The 13,140-nt window shown below is 73.7% G+C and carries 14 protein-coding genes; 10 read left to right on the top strand and 4 right to left on the bottom strand.

Going from position 1 to position 13,140, the window contains the following annotated elements:
* Nucleotides 1-3 precede the first annotated feature (3 nt).
* On the bottom strand, nucleotides 4-543 hold the full coding sequence (locus ABC795_RS12795) for a M23 family metallopeptidase (protein WP_347057565.1): 540 nt from the start codon (nucleotides 541-543) through the stop codon (nucleotides 4-6).
* A 297-nt stretch (nucleotides 544-840) separates the two neighbouring features.
* Between ABC795_RS12795 and rpsB the strand changes: the two genes are divergently transcribed.
* From rpsB to ABC795_RS12770, 5 genes are all read left to right on the top strand, one after another.
* Entirely contained in the window at nucleotides 841-1,761 is a 921-nt protein-coding gene (gene rpsB / locus ABC795_RS12790) for a 30S ribosomal protein S2 (protein ID WP_347057564.1), read from the top strand.
* Between the two features lie 92 nt (nucleotides 1,762-1,853).
* On the top strand, nucleotides 1,854-2,669 hold the full coding sequence (gene tsf, locus ABC795_RS12785; protein WP_347057563.1) for a translation elongation factor Ts: 816 nt from the start codon (nucleotides 1,854-1,856) through the stop codon (nucleotides 2,667-2,669).
* A 183-nt stretch (nucleotides 2,670-2,852) separates the two neighbouring features.
* Nucleotides 2,853-3,602 carry a UMP kinase gene (gene pyrH / locus ABC795_RS12780; RefSeq protein ID WP_347060722.1) on the top strand — a complete coding sequence of 250 codons (750 nt, stop codon included), beginning with the start codon at nucleotides 2,853-2,855 and terminating at the stop codon, nucleotides 3,600-3,602.
* A gap of 83 nt (nucleotides 3,603-3,685) precedes the next feature.
* Nucleotides 3,686-4,243 carry a ribosome recycling factor gene (frr, locus tag ABC795_RS12775; protein WP_347057562.1) on the top strand — a complete coding sequence of 186 codons (558 nt, stop codon included), beginning with the start codon at nucleotides 3,686-3,688 and terminating at the stop codon, nucleotides 4,241-4,243.
* Between the two features lie 249 nt (nucleotides 4,244-4,492).
* Nucleotides 4,493-5,350, top strand: coding sequence for a phosphatidate cytidylyltransferase (locus ABC795_RS12770; protein ID WP_347057561.1), 858 nt, complete (start codon nucleotides 4,493-4,495; stop codon nucleotides 5,348-5,350).
* Nucleotide 5,351: 1 nt separating this feature from the next.
* Here ABC795_RS12770 and ABC795_RS12765 read toward each other — a convergent pair whose 3' ends face one another.
* Nucleotides 5,352-6,365 (bottom strand): GNAT family N-acetyltransferase, encoded by a 1,014-nt coding sequence (locus tag ABC795_RS12765; RefSeq protein WP_347057560.1) that lies wholly within the window; start codon nucleotides 6,363-6,365, stop codon nucleotides 5,352-5,354.
* Between the two features lie 95 nt (nucleotides 6,366-6,460).
* Here ABC795_RS12765 and ABC795_RS12760 point away from each other — a divergent pair, with 95 nt between their 5' ends.
* Nucleotides 6,461-7,153: an RNA methyltransferase gene (locus tag ABC795_RS12760; protein WP_347057559.1), complete on the top strand. Its 693-nt coding sequence runs from the start codon at nucleotides 6,461-6,463 to the stop codon at nucleotides 7,151-7,153.
* 100 nt (nucleotides 7,154-7,253) lie between these two features.
* On the opposite strand, the gene ABC795_RS12755 is transcribed toward ABC795_RS12760, so the two are convergent.
* Entirely contained in the window at nucleotides 7,254-8,024 is a 771-nt protein-coding gene (locus tag ABC795_RS12755; protein ID WP_347057557.1) for a UDP-galactose-lipid carrier transferase, read from the bottom strand.
* A gap of 92 nt (nucleotides 8,025-8,116) precedes the next feature.
* Here ABC795_RS12755 and rlmN point away from each other — a divergent pair, with 92 nt between their 5' ends.
* Nucleotides 8,117-9,295 (top strand): 23S rRNA (adenine(2503)-C(2))-methyltransferase RlmN, encoded by a 1,179-nt coding sequence (gene rlmN, locus ABC795_RS12750; protein ID WP_347057556.1) that lies wholly within the window; start codon nucleotides 8,117-8,119, stop codon nucleotides 9,293-9,295.
* Entirely contained in the window at nucleotides 9,292-10,011 is a 720-nt protein-coding gene (locus ABC795_RS12745) for a VIT1/CCC1 transporter family protein (protein WP_347057555.1), read from the top strand. The genes rlmN and ABC795_RS12745 overlap by 4 nt, the downstream gene beginning before the upstream one ends.
* Nucleotides 10,012-10,083: 72 nt before the next feature.
* Here the strand turns inward: ABC795_RS12745 and ABC795_RS12740 are convergent, their stop codons facing one another.
* A complete protein-coding gene (locus ABC795_RS12740; RefSeq protein ID WP_347057554.1) occupies nucleotides 10,084-10,386 on the bottom strand; it encodes a DUF2631 domain-containing protein in 303 nt (100 codons plus the stop codon).
* A gap of 76 nt (nucleotides 10,387-10,462) precedes the next feature.
* On the opposite strand from ABC795_RS12740, the gene dxr reads away from it, so the two are divergent.
* Together dxr and ABC795_RS12730 are read left to right on the top strand one after the other, a co-directional pair.
* Nucleotides 10,463-11,659: a 1-deoxy-D-xylulose-5-phosphate reductoisomerase gene (gene dxr, locus ABC795_RS12735; RefSeq protein WP_347057553.1), complete on the top strand. Its 1,197-nt coding sequence runs from the start codon at nucleotides 10,463-10,465 to the stop codon at nucleotides 11,657-11,659.
* A 1-nt stretch (nucleotide 11,660) separates the two neighbouring features.
* A complete protein-coding gene (locus tag ABC795_RS12730; RefSeq protein WP_347060721.1) occupies nucleotides 11,661-13,028 on the top strand; it encodes a site-2 protease family protein in 1,368 nt (455 codons plus the stop codon).
* Nucleotides 13,029-13,140 lie beyond the last annotated feature (112 nt).

Here is a 13,140-nt window from a genome sequence, read left to right as displayed (position 1 = left end):
ACTTCATCGAGCACCTGGCCTGATCCGGCCCAGTGGCAGCAGGCGGAGCCGCGGCGGGCGCAGCAGCGCCAGCGGATCGAGGTAGTCCGCCCCCCGGCGCAGCCCCCAGTGCAGGCAGGCGGCTGCCGGGCACCGGTCGTGCCCGGGCGCCAGCGTTCCGATCGCCGAGCCGCGGGTCACCCGCGCCCCCGCGCCGACCGTGCGCTCCACCGGCTCGTACGTCGTCCGCAGGCCGCCCGCGTGGCCGACGCTCACCACCGGCCGGCCGGCCACCATCCCGGCGAAGACGACGACCCCGTCGCCGGCCGCGAGGACGGGGGAGCCGGGTGCCCCGACGAGGTCGACGCCCCGGTGCCCGGGCCCGTAGCGGCGCGGTGGCTGCTCGAACGGCCGGCCCACCACCGGCTCACCGGGCAGCGGCGCGACCCAGGCGGCGGTGCCGCCCGCGGAGGCGGCCGGCGGTGCCGGTCCGGCCGTCGCCCCGGCCGGGGCCAGCACGGTGACGGCGACCAGCGCGAGCACGACCGCGACCCCGGACCTCATGCGACGACCCTGCGGGGGCCGGACCCGTCACGGGAGGGGTGGACCGGGTCGGTGGACAGGCCCGGTGACTGGGGAAAAGCCCCGGCGGGCGTCGCGTATGCTGTCCGGTGCGGCCCGTTCCGACGGGTCGACTTCGCGCGTCCTCTTCCCGCCGATCGGCGGGGCAGTCGCCACCTCGGTCCCGGCCCAGCCGGGGGAGTGGTGCCGCTGGACGCCAGGGCGGGCGCCAACCGGAGCCCGCGACAACCGGAATCAGCGCGGCCCTGCGGCCGCGCGCAGACGCAGAGAGGCTGCGATATGGCAGTCGTCAGCATGAAGCAGCTGCTCGACAGCGGCGTGCACTTCGGGCACCAGACCCGTCGCTGGAACCCGAAGATGAAGCGCTTCATCTTCACCGAGCGCAACGGCATCTACATCATCGACCTGCAGCAGACGCTCGGGTACATCGACAACGCCTACGAGTTCGTCAAGCAGACGGTCGCGCACGGCGGTTCGATCCTGTTCGTCGGCACCAAGCGCCAGGCGCAGGAGGTCGTCGCCGAGCAGGCGCAGCGCGTGGGCATGCCCTACGTCAACCAGCGCTGGCTCGGCGGCATGCTCACCAACTTCCAGACCGTGCACAAGCGTCTCCAGCGGCTCAAGGAGATCGAGGACATGGAGCAGACCGGCGTGCTGGTCAGCCTGTCCAAGAAGGAGCAGCTGGTCCTCAGCCGCGAGAAGGCCAAGCTCGACCGCAGCCTCGGCGGTATCCGCGACATGCAGAAGGTGCCCAGCGCCATCTGGATCGTGGACACCAAGAAGGAGCACATCGCCGTCGGTGAGGCCCGGAAGCTCAACATCCCGGTCGTCGCGATCCTCGACACCAACTGCGACCCCGACGAGGTCGACTACAAGATCCCGGGCAACGACGACGCGATCCGCAGCATCACCGTGCTGACCCGGGTCGTCGCGGACGCCGTCGCCGAGGGGCTCATGGCCCGGTCGGCCGCACAGGCGAACGCCGGTCGGGAGGACGGCGGCGAGCCGGCCGTGGCCGCGGGCGAGCCCCTGGCCGACTGGGAGCGCGAGCTGCTGACCGGCGGCACCGCCGACGAGCAGGCCGCTGCCACGCCGCTGCCCGAGACCCCGGCCGAGCCGCCGGCGGTCACCGCGAACGAGGTCGCCCCGGTCGAGGGCGTGCCCGCCACCACTGGTGGCAAGGAGACCCTCGAGTCCTGACGGTCGAGCGCCGTCCCGCCCGGTGGCGGGCGGGACGGCGCCACCGCCAGACCTTCGCTGATCGCACCACCGACAGACCAAGAGGAAAAGACATGCCTGCCTTCACCGCAGCCGACGTCAAGCGTCTCCGCGACGCCACCGGCGCCGGCATGATGGACTGCAAGAAGGCCCTGACCGAGGCCGACGGCGACTACGACAAGGCCGTCGAGCTGCTGCGGGTCAAGGGCGCGAAGGACGTCGGCAAGCGCCTGGAGCGCTCGACGACCAACGGCGTGGTCGTGAGCAAGGACGGCGCGCTGCTCGAGCTGGACTGCGAGACCGACTTCGTCGCCAAGAACGCCGACTTCGTGCAGCTCGCCGAGCGGCTGCTCGAGATCGGCCTGGACAACAAGCCGGCCGACGCCGAGGGCCTGCTGGGCACCGAGGTCGACGGTCAGACCGTCGCCGCCCTGATCGAGGCGGAGTCGGCCCGCATCGGCGAGAAGCTGGTGCTGTCCCGCTTCGCCGCCTTCGAGGGCACCACCGCCACCTACCTGCACAAGCGGGCCACCGACCTGCCCCCGGCCATCGGCGTCGCCGTGCAGTACTCCGGTGGCAGCGAGGACGCCGCCCGCAGCCTGGCGATGCACATCGCCGCCGCGCGGCCGCGCTACCTCACCCGTGACGAGGTCCCGGCCGAGGCGGTCGAGACCGAGCGCCGCGTGGCCGAGCAGACCGCCAAGGAGGAGGGCAAGCCCGAGCAGGCGATCACCAAGATCGTCGAAGGCCGGGTGAACGCCTACTACAAGGACTTCGTCCTGCTCGAGCAGCCGTCGATCACCGAGCCCAAGCGCACGGTCAAGCAGATCGTCGACGAGGCGGGCATGACCGTCGAGCGCTTCGCGCGCTTCGAGGTCGGCCAGGCCTGAGCCGCATCCGGTACCGATGACCGGCCCCGTTCCCCTCGTGGGACGGGGCCGGTCGTCTGTCCGGCTCCGTCCGCGGGCCGCGCTCGGCAGGAGCCGGGCACCGGGATGCGGCAGGATCACTCCACCGACAGCACCCATCGACACCACTCCAGGGATGAATCGTTGACCGACACCACCACGCCGCTGTCCGCCCCCACCGCCTTCCAGCCGGCCGACGGGAGCGGGTACCAGCGCGTGCTGCTCAAGCTCTCCGGTGAGTCCTTCGGCGGAGGCAAGGTCGGTGTCGACGCCGACATCGTCAAGGGCATCGCGGAGCAGCTCGCCGAGGTCGTGTCGCGGGGCACGCAGATCGCCGTCGTCATGGGCGGGGGCAACTTCTTCCGCGGCGCGGAGCTCTCCCAGGCGGGCATGGACCGCACGAAGGCCGACTACATGGGCATGCTGGGCACGGTCATGAACTGCCTGGCGCTGCAGGACTTCTGCGAGAAGGCCGGTCTGCAGACCCGGGTCCAGTCGGCCATCACCATGGGGCAGGTCGCCGAGCCCTACATCCCGCGCAAGGCCATCCGGCACCTGGAGAAGGGGCGGCTGGTCATCTTCGGCGCCGGCGCCGGGATGCCCTACTTCTCCACCGACACCGTCGCCGCGCAGCGTGCCCTGGAGATCGAGTGCCAGGTGCTCCTCATGGGCAAGAACGGCGTCGACGGCGTCTACGACGACGACCCGCGCACCAACCCCGACGCCGTCATGTACGACGGCCTCGACTACGGCACCGTGCTGTCCAAGCAGCTGAAGGTGGCCGACGCGACGGCGATCAGCCTCTGCATGGACAACCAGATGCCGATCGTCGTGTTCGACCTGCTGCGCGACGGCAACATCGCCCGCGCCACCGCAGGTGAGAGGATCGGCACGCTGATCAGTCAGCCGGCCTGACCGGCCGGCCGCCGGCGCAACCACGAGGACGACGGCCCGACGAGCTCCCCACCGTGGGGGGCAGGCCGCAGGAGGGACTACCCGTGATCGACGACACCCTGCTCGACGCCGAGGAACGGATGGACAAGGCCCTCTCGGTGGCGCGCGAGGACCTGGGCTCGGTGCGCACCGGCCGGGCCGCTCCCTCGATGTTCAGCAAGATCATGGTCGACTACTACGGGGCGTACACCCCGGTGCCGCAGATGGCGTCGATCACCGTGCCCGAGGCGCGCATGGCGGTCATCAAGCCCTACGACATGTCTCAGCTGACGGCCATCGAGAAGGCCGTCCGCGACAGCGACCTCGGCGTCAACCCGACCAACGACGGCCAGATCCTGCGCGTGGTGTTCCCGCAGCTCACCGAGGAGCGCCGCCGCGACCTGGTGAAGCAGGCCCGCAGCAAGGGCGAGGACGCCAAGGTCGCGATCCGCAACATCCGCCGGCGTGCCAAGGAGGAGCTCGACCGCATCGTCAAGGACGGCGAGGCGGGCGAGGACGAGGTGCGCCGCGCGGAGAAGGAGCTCGACGACCTCACCGCCAAGCACACCCAGGGCATCGACGACGCGGTCAAGAACAAGGAGAGCGAGCTGCTCGAGGTCTGACCTCGTCGCGGCCACACGCCCATGACGCCTCCCTCCGCCGACCGCCCGCACTCCCTGCACCGGGGTGCCGAACCGTCTCCGCGGTTCGGCACCCGGGCGCCGGGTGCGGACCGGCGGAGCGACGACACCGGTCCGGTGCCGCGTGCGGCGTCGCGACCGCTCCCGCCGCTGCCCCCGCGCCCTCCGGTCCCGGTTCCCCAGGACCCGGCGCCTCCACCCTCGGCCGACGACGTCCCCACGGCGACGGCCATGCCGCTGCCCGAGGAGCTCGCGCACCTGCCCACCACGGAACAGCCGGTGAGCCGCGCGGGGCGGAACCTGCAGGCGGCGATCGGCGTCGGCCTCGGGCTGGTCGGCATCGTCCTGGCGTCGCTGTTCGTCTGGCGCCCCGCGTTCCTCGGCGTGCTCGTCGCAGCCATCCTCGTGGCCGTCGTGGAGCTGACGCGGGCGCTGCGGAAGGGCGGGTTCTCCGCCCCGCTGGTGCCCTCGCTGGTCGGTGCCTTCGCGATGGAGGTCCTCGCCTGGACCCGCGGCCCCACGGGGCTGCTCACCGGATTCCTCCTCACCGCGGTCGCCGTGCTGCTCTGGCGGCTGGCCGGAGGGCCGGTCGGCTACCGCAGGGACGCCGCCGCCGGGGTCCTGGTCGCGCTCTACGTCCCGCTGCTGGCCGGCTTCGCGGTTCTGCTGCTCGTGCCCGACGACGGTGCGACGCGGGTGCTGGCGTTCATCGCCACCGTCGTGGCCAGCGACGTCGGCGGCTACGCCGCGGGGGTCCTGTTCGGCAAGCACTCGATGGCGCCCTCGATCAGCCCGAAGAAGTCGTGGGAGGGCATGGCCGGCTCGATCGTCACCTGCATGCTCGTCGCCACCCCGATCCTCCTCCTCGGCCTCGACGCCCCGTGGTGGGCCGGGCTGGTCTTCGGTGCGGTGCTCGCCGTGTCCGCGACGGTGGGCGACCTCGCCGAGTCGCTGATCAAGCGCGACCTCGGCATCAAGGACATGGGCGACCTGCTGCCGGGTCACGGCGGGATCATGGACCGGCTCGACTCGCTGCTGCCGTCGGCGGCCGCGGCCTACCTGCTGCTGACGGCGCTCGCGCCGGCATAGGTCACGCGGGGCGGTCCACCGTCCAGGTGCTGCCGATCTCCTCGAACCCGTGCCGGGCGTACCAGTGCCGGGGCCAGTCGCCTCCCGCGGCCTCGAGCACCACCAGGTCGCAGCCGGCGTCGGTGGCCAGCTCCAGGATCCTGGCCAGCACCGCATCGGCGTACCCGCGCCCGCGGGCGGCCGGATCGGTCAGCACCGACTCCACCGCGGCGGTGGCGCCGTCGACCCGCAGCTGGCCGGCGGCCACGACGCGGCCCTCCTCCCGCACGACGACGTCGGTGACGGTGACCACGCGGTCGTTGAGCTCCTCGCGGCCGATCAACTGGGCCACCGCCGCCTCCAGCCGGTCGCCGGGCGAGGCGAGCCCGCCCCGCCAGGAGCGCTCCCACAGGTCGTGCAGCTCACGCTGGTCGACCACCTCGGCGCGCGCACCGGAACCCGGCACCGGCACGTCGGTGCTGCGGGCCATGAGCACCAGCTCCTCGACGGCCCAGCCGCTGCCGGCCAGCGTGGCGGCGACCGTCGCCGCGCCGGGCCACGCCAGCAGCGCCGCCAGGTACGGCCACCCGGCGATGCCGCCCACCTCCGCGGCCGCCGCCTCGACGGCCGCGGCGTCCACCGGCTCGGTGAGCACGAGCCGGTTGTTGTCCCGGGAGTGCGGGACGCCGGGGTCGAGCACCGCCACGCCGCCGGGCACGTCGCCCACGCCGACCGCCCGGCGGACGGGGACGGAGGTGCACAACGCCAGCGCCCGGGCGAGCGCGTCGCCGGGGGCCGGCAGCCGGAGCGGCGCCGGCGGGCGGTAGGGCACGACGGCGACGACCGCGCTCGCCGGTAGCGGGCCGTACAGGTGCGGGAACAGCGCGCCCTCCGGGTCGTCGGGGCGCCCGGGCTCGAACCGCACCGGGTCGGGGAGCCGGGCCGGGTCGACGACGAGCAGCGCGAGGTCGCGGCGGCCGGGGAAGAGCCGGCCCGCGGGCAGGTGGACCTGCTCCGGCGTCGACAGGTGCACCATGCCGTCCGCGTCCGGTCGGATGCCCCCGTCCCGCAGGGCGGCCCGCCACGCGGCCGGCTGGAGTGGCTCGGCGACGGGCTGGAACCATTCCCGGCGTGAGCGACGACGTCCCGGCGGGCCCGAGCGACTGGGGGACGACGGTCGGCGTCGGGCCCTGGGAGGGGCCGTGGCCGGACGACCCGCGCCTCGACCGGCAGCTGCTGGCCGAGGGCGACCGGCGCAACGTCGTCGACCGGTACCGCTACTGGACCGTCGAGGCGATCGTCGCCGACCTGGACCGGCGTCGGCACCCGTTCCACGTCGCCATCGAGAACTTCGGGCACGACCTCAACATCGGCACGGTGGTGCGCACCGCCAACGCCTTCCTCGCCGCCGAGGTGCACGTCGTCGGCCGGCGGCGGTGGAACCGGCGGGGGGCGATGGTCACCGACCGCTACCAGCACCTGCGCCACCACGCCGACGTCGGCGGCCTGCTCGCGCACGCGGCCGGGGAGGGCCTCGCCGTCGTCGCCGTCGACAACGGGCCCGGCGCGGTGCCCATCGAGACGGCCGCCCTGCCGGAGCGCTGCGTGCTCCTCTTCGGCCAGGAGGGGCCCGGGCTGACGCCGGAGGCCCGCGCCGGAGCGGAGACGACCGTGTCGATCGCCCAGTTCGGCTCGACCCGCTCGATCAACGCCGGCGTCGCCGCCGGCATCGCCATGCACGCCTGGATCCGGCAGCACGCGGCCCCGGTGCCCTCCGACGGGGAGGTCAGGGCCGGCCGGGGAGGCCCTGGTCAAGCCCTCTGAGCAGCTCTCCGACGCGGCCGCCACCGGGTGGTCCGGCCGGGTAGCGGGCGAGCGCGTCGACGACGGCCGGGGCGTGAGCGGTCGGGCCGGTCCGCCCCCGTCAGTCGCCGGCCAGCGGCGGGTCGGGGTCGATGCCCCGCGCGTGCAGCGCCGCCTCGACCGCCTCGCACACCGTGCGGACGACGGCCACCCGCGCCCACCGCTTGTCCTCGGCGGGGATCACGTGCCAGGGGGCGACCGGGGTGGAGGTGCGCTCGAGCATCTCCTCGACCGCCGCCTCGTACTCCCCGCGCTTCTCCCGGTTGCGCCAGTCCTCGTCGGTGAGCTTCCACGCCTTGTACGGGTTCGCCCGACGGGACTCGAAGCGGTGCAGCTGCTCCTCGGGGGAGACGTGCATCCAGAACTTCACCAGCACCGTTCCCTCGGCGGCCAGCGAGGTCTCCAGGTCGACGATCTCCTGGTACGCGCGCCGCCAGGCCTCCTCGGGGGCGAAGCCCTCCACCCGCTCGACCAGTACCCGGCCGTACCAGGACCGGTCGAGCACGGCCATGCCGCCCCAGCCGGGGAGCACCGGCCAGAAGCGCCACAGGAAGTGGTGCCGCTTCTCGTCGCTGGTGGGGGCGGCGAACTGGGCGACCCGGACGTGGCGGGGGTCCAGCTCGCCGACCAGCCGCTGGATCGCGCCACCCTTGCCCGACGCGTCCCAGCCCTCGAAAACGACCAGCAGCGGCGGGCCGAGCTCGCCCGGGCCGATCTGCCCGCCCAGCAGCAGCCGCAGGTGGACCAGCCGCTCCTGCGCGGCGGCCAGCTGCTTCTTGGCCTCCTTCTTGTCCAGGCGGAGGCTCAGGTCGACGTCGTCCAGTCGGCTCATGCCCCAGACACTGCCAGGGATCGGCCCCGCCCGCGTGAGTTCGGTCTCCGGACCGCGACCGGGCGCGCAGAGGTGGGACCATGGAGGACGCCATGACTGCCCTGCCCCTGGTCTTCGACGCCCCCCGCCGCGGCAAGCCGCCCCGCCACCTCGCCGACCTCACCCGCGACGAGGCCCGCGCGGCGGTCGCCGAGCTGGGCCAGCCGGCCTTCCGCGCCGACCAGCTGGCCCGGCACTACTACCGCGGGGTCACCGATCCCGCGCTCATGACCGACATCCCGGCCGCCGCCCGCGAACCGCTCCGCGAGGCGCTGCTGCCCGCGCTGCTCACCCCCGTGCGGCACCAGACGGCCGACGACGGGCGCACCCGCAAGACGCTGTGGCGCCTGCACGACGGCGCGCTCGTGGAGAGCGTGCTCATGCGCTACCCCGACCGGGCCACCGTCTGCATCTCCAGCCAGGCCGGGTGTGGCATGGCCTGCCCCTTCTGCGCCACCGGCCAGGCCGGGCTGACCCGCAACCTGTCCGCCGCCGAGATCATCGGCCAGGCGGTGGCCGCCGCCGCGGCGATGGCGAACGGCGAGGTCGCCGGGGGACCGGGCCGGCTGTCCAACGTCGTCTTCATGGGCATGGGGGAGCCGTTGGCCAACTACGCCCGAGTCCGCAAGACCCTCGAGGCCCTCCTCGGCACCTCCCCCTACGGGCTGGGGCTGTCGCAGCGGTCGGTGACGGTCTCCACCGTCGGCCTGGTGCCGGCCATCCGCCGGCTGACCGAGGAGGGGCGCAACGTCACCCTCGCCGTCAGCCTGCACGCGCCCGACGACGAGCTGCGCGACACCCTGGTGCCGATCAACACCCGCTGGAAGGTGGGTGAGGTCATCGACGCCGCGGACGCCTACGCCCAGCGGACCGGGCGGCGGTACTCGGTGGAGTACGCCCTCATCCGCGACGTCAACGACCAGCCGTTCCGGGCCGACCTGCTCGGCAAGCTGCTGGCCGGAAAGCTCGCGCACGTGAACCTCATCCCGCTGAACCCGACCCCGGGGAGCCCCTGGGACGCCAGCCCGCTCCCCGCGCAGCGCGAGTTCGTCGCCCGCCTGCGGGCCGCGGGCGTGGCGACGACGGTGCGCGACACCCGCGGTCAGGACATCGACGGCGCCTGCGGCCAGCTCGCCGCCGCCGATCAGGTCGACGGCGTGCCGGCGGTGGCGCTGCCCACCCCCAGCGTCGAGGCGCCCGTCTCCCGGGGTTCCGAGGCGGACGGGGAGTGAGCCCCGCGGCCCCGCCGGGGGGCGAGGCCCACGAGCACAGCCACGCCGACGTCAGCGGCGGCTGGCTGCGGGCCGCCGTCTTCGGCGCCATGGACGGCCTGGTCACCAACACCGCGCTGGTCGCCGGCGTGGGCGGCGGTGGCGCCGCGCCGCGCGCCATCGTGCTGGCCGGGGTGGCCAGCCTGGTCGCCGGTGCGGTGTCGATGGCGCTGGGTGAGTACACCTCGGTGAGGACCCAGAACGAGCAGCTGGACCTCGAGATCGAGAAGGAGCGCCGCGAGCTCGAGCGCAACCCGGTGGGCGAGCTGGCCGAGCTCACCGCGATGCTGCAGGACCGCGGCGTCGACGCCCGGCTCGCCCGGCAGGTCGCCGTCCAGCTCTCGGCCGACCCGGAGACGGCGCTGCGGCTGCACGTGCTCGCCGAGCTGGGCGTGAGCACCGACGACCGGCCGTCGCCGCGGGTGGCGGCGGTGTCGTCCTTCCTGACCTTCGCCACCGGCGCGGTGCTCCCGCTGCTGCCCTACTTCTTCGGCGTCCCCCTGCTGTGGGTCGCGCTGCTCTGCGGTGGACTCGGGCTGCTGGTGGCCGGAGCGCTGTCCTCCCGCTTCACCCCGCGCCCCTGGTGGTACTCGGGCCTGCGGCAGCTGCTCCTCGGCGCGGCCGCGGCCGGGATCACCTACCTGATCGGCGCGGCGATCGGCGTCTCGGTCAGCTGAGCCGCGATCCCGGGAACGACGAGGCCCCGCATTCCCGGGAACGGGGACGCGGGGCCTCGGTGCATGCGGTGCTCAGCGGCGCCAGGCGGTCTTCTTCCGGCGGAGGTCCCAGATGAGGATCAGCGCCATGGTCCCGGCGATGCCCAGGACCCAGAGGTCCTCGACCCGGCCCTCGTGGGTGCCGACCATGAAGAGCAGCAGGATCGCCACGGCGATCCAGCCGCCGATCTGGCCCCACGAGCCGGTCTCCCCGTGCCAGCCCCAGTCCTCGGGCTGCTCGTGCTCGACGGGGTGCTCACCGGCGCGGACGACGCCCTCTTCTCGTCCGGGCTGGTTGACCCGCTGGGTCGACGGGGAGTGGAATGCCTCGGTCACGCCGCCATTCTGGCAGCAGCCGGCCGATGACACCGCCCGAGGTGGTCCGGCCCGGCGGGTCGGGGAGGATGCCGGGGTGAGCACCCCGCGTCAGGTCACCGTCCTCGGCTCGACCGGTTCCATCGGCCGGCAGGCGCTCGCGGTCGCGGCGCAGAACCCCGGCCGGCTGCGCATCACCGGCCTGGCCGCCGGCGGCGGGAACGTCGCCCTGCTCGCCGAGCAGGCGCTGGCGCTCGGCGTGCGCACCGTCGCCGTCGCCCGGGCCACCGCTGCCCAGGACCTGCAGCTGGCCTTCTACGCCGCGGCCTCCCAGCGCGGCTGGGCGAAGGGGGAGTACTCGCTGCCGGAGATCCTGGCCGGCCCGCGCGCGGCCGAGGAGCTGGCCGCACGCCCCGCCGACGTCGTCCTCAACGGGATCACCGGCTCGATCGGCCTGGGCCCGACCCTCTCGGCGCTGCGGGCCGGCCGCACGGTGGCGCTGGCCAACAAGGAGTCGCTGGTCGCCGGCGGGGAGCTCGTGCTCGCCGCGGCCCGGCCGGGCCAGCTGGTGCCCGTGGACTCCGAGCACTCCGCGCTGGCCCAGTGCCTGCGCGGCGGAGCCCGCGACGAGGTCGCCCGGCTCGTGCTCACCGCGAGCGGGGGGCCGTTCCGGGGCCGGACGGCGGCGGAGCTGGCGGAGGTCACGGTCGACCAGGCGCTGGCCCATCCGACCTGGGCGATGGGCCCGGTCGTGACCATCAACTCCGCCACCCTGGTCAACAAGGGGCTGGAGCTGATCGAGGCGCACCTGCTGTTCGGCGTTCCCTACGCCGACATCGACGTCGTGGTGCACCCGCAGTCGATCGTGCACTCCATGGTCACCTTCGCCGACGGCGCGACGATCGCGCAGGCCAGCCCGCCGGACATGCGGCTGCCGATCGCCCTCGGCCTGGCGTGGCCCGACCGGCTCCCGTACGTGCAGCCGGCCCTGGACTGGTCGACGGCGAGCACCTGGGAGTTCCTGCCGCTGGACTCCGACGCGTTCCCCGCCGTGCGGCTGGCCCGCGCGGCCGGGGAAGCCGGTGGGATGGTGCCGGCCATGTACAACGCCGCCAACGAGGAGGCGGTCGCCGCCTTCACGGCGGGTCGCCTCTCGTTCCCAGGAATCGTCCAGCTCGTCGCGCGTACGCTCGACGACGCGCCGGACCTCGGCGCCCCCACCTGCGTCGAGGACGTGCTGGCGGCGGAGAAGTGGGCCCGGGAGCACGCCCGGGGCGTCATCGCCGGAGGCTGAGCTGAGCGGGATCCTGCTGACGGTCCTGGGCATCGTCCTCTTCGCCCTGGGCCTGATGTTCTCCATCGCCTTCCACGAGGCGGGCCACTTCTGGTGGGCGCGGAAGTTCGGCATGCGCGTGCCGCAGTTCATGGTCGGCTTCGGCCCCACCGTGTTCTCCCGCCGTCGCGGCGAGACCGAGTACGGCGTCAAGGCCATCCCGCTCGGCGGCTACATCCGCATCGTCGGCATGATCCCGCCGGCCGAGGAGGGCGAGAGCAAGCGCGCCACCCGCATGCGCAGCTTCATCGCCGAGGTGCGCGGGCAGGCGCTCAACGACGTGCTGCCCAGCGACCGGGACCGGGTCTTCTACAAGAAGCCCTGGTGGCAGCGCGTCATCGTGATGTTCGCCGGGCCCTTCCACAACCTGGTCCTGGCGGTCGTCTTCTTCACGATCGTGCTGACCGGCTTCGGCATTCCGGAGATCACCACCCGCATCGCCGAGGTCCCCGAGTGCGTGCTTCCCGCCGGCGCGGCGACCGCCCGGGCCGAGGAGCCGTGCTCGATCCCGATCACGCCCGAGGGCGAGCGGTGCGAGGCCGGTGCCGCCGGCTGCGCCCTGCCGCCGCGCAGCCCTGCCGTCCGGGCCGGCCTGCAGCCGGGCGACACGGTGGTCGCCCTCGACGGCGAGCCGGTTCCCCGGGAGACCGACGTGGGCTGGGAGCAGGTGCAGGAGACGATCCAGGCCAGCGCCGGCGAGCCCATCGTCTTCACCGTCGAGCGCGACGGGGAGCGACGGGACCTGACGGTCACCCCGATCGAGAACACCGTCTACACCGACGCGGACGGCGAGGCGACGCAGACCGTCGGTTTCGTCGGCATCAGCCCGGCCACGCGCGAGGTGCGCCAGTCGCTGACCGAGGTCCCGGGGCACTTCGGCGACATCCTGGTGCGGTCGGTGGACCGGCTGCTGGAGATCCCCGAGCGGGTGCCCCAGCTCTTCCGCGCCGCCTTCCTCGGCGAGGAGCGGGATCCGCTCGGCCCCATCGGTGTGGTGGGGGTCAGCCGGATCTCCGGCGAGGTCTTCGCCTTCGAGGATTTCTCGGCCGGCCAGAAGATCGGCTACTTCATCCAGCTGCTGGCCGGTATGAACCTGGTGCTCTTCCTGTTCAACCTGCTGCCGATCTACCCGCTGGACGGTGGGCACGTCGCCGGGGCCCTCTACGAGAAGGTGCGGTCCACGGTGGCGCGACTGCGCGGGCGGCCCGACCCCGGCCCCTTCGACATCGCCCGGCTCATGCCCGTCGCCTACGCCGTCGCCGGGTTGTTCCTGGGGCTGTCGCTGCTGCTGCTCATCGCCGACGTCGTCAACCCCGTCCGCCTGGGCTGAGCAAGGACCCCGTCCTCCTTCCCGCGCGCAACCTCGCGGTGAGCTCCTGGACCGGACCGGCGTCCCCGGACGTGCACGTCACAACCGGTTCACCGGCGCGGACGCGGCAGCG

Origin of the sequence: Blastococcus sp. HT6-30, from assembly GCF_039729015.1 — a bacterium.
Lineage (GTDB): Bacteria > Actinomycetota > Actinomycetes > Mycobacteriales > Geodermatophilaceae > Blastococcus.
The sequence above is the reverse complement of the archived record's forward strand: the minus strand, read 5'-3'. Positions and strand labels throughout refer to the sequence as shown.

Bases quoted from the DNA above. Each gene is read 5' to 3' on its own strand.
- ABC795_RS12795 (WP_347057565.1), bottom strand. From the start codon at position 543: ATGAGGTCCGGGGTCGCGGTCGTGCTCGCGCTGGTCGCCGTCACCGTG.
- rpsB (WP_347057564.1), top strand. From the start codon at position 841: ATGGCAGTCGTCAGCATGAAGCAGCTGCTCGACAGCGGCGTGCACTTC.
- tsf (WP_347057563.1), top strand. From the start codon at position 1,854: ATGCCTGCCTTCACCGCAGCCGACGTCAAGCGTCTCCGCGACGCCACC.
- ABC795_RS12770 (WP_347057561.1), top strand. From the start codon at position 4,493: ATGCCGCTGCCCGAGGAGCTCGCGCACCTGCCCACCACGGAACAGCCG.
- ABC795_RS12765 (WP_347057560.1), bottom strand. From the start codon at position 6,365: ATGGTGCACCTGTCGACGCCGGAGCAGGTCCACCTGCCCGCGGGCCGG.
- ABC795_RS12755 (WP_347057557.1), bottom strand. From the start codon at position 8,024: ATGAGCCGACTGGACGACGTCGACCTGAGCCTCCGCCTGGACAAGAAG.
- rlmN (WP_347057556.1), top strand. From the start codon at position 8,117: ATGACTGCCCTGCCCCTGGTCTTCGACGCCCCCCGCCGCGGCAAGCCG.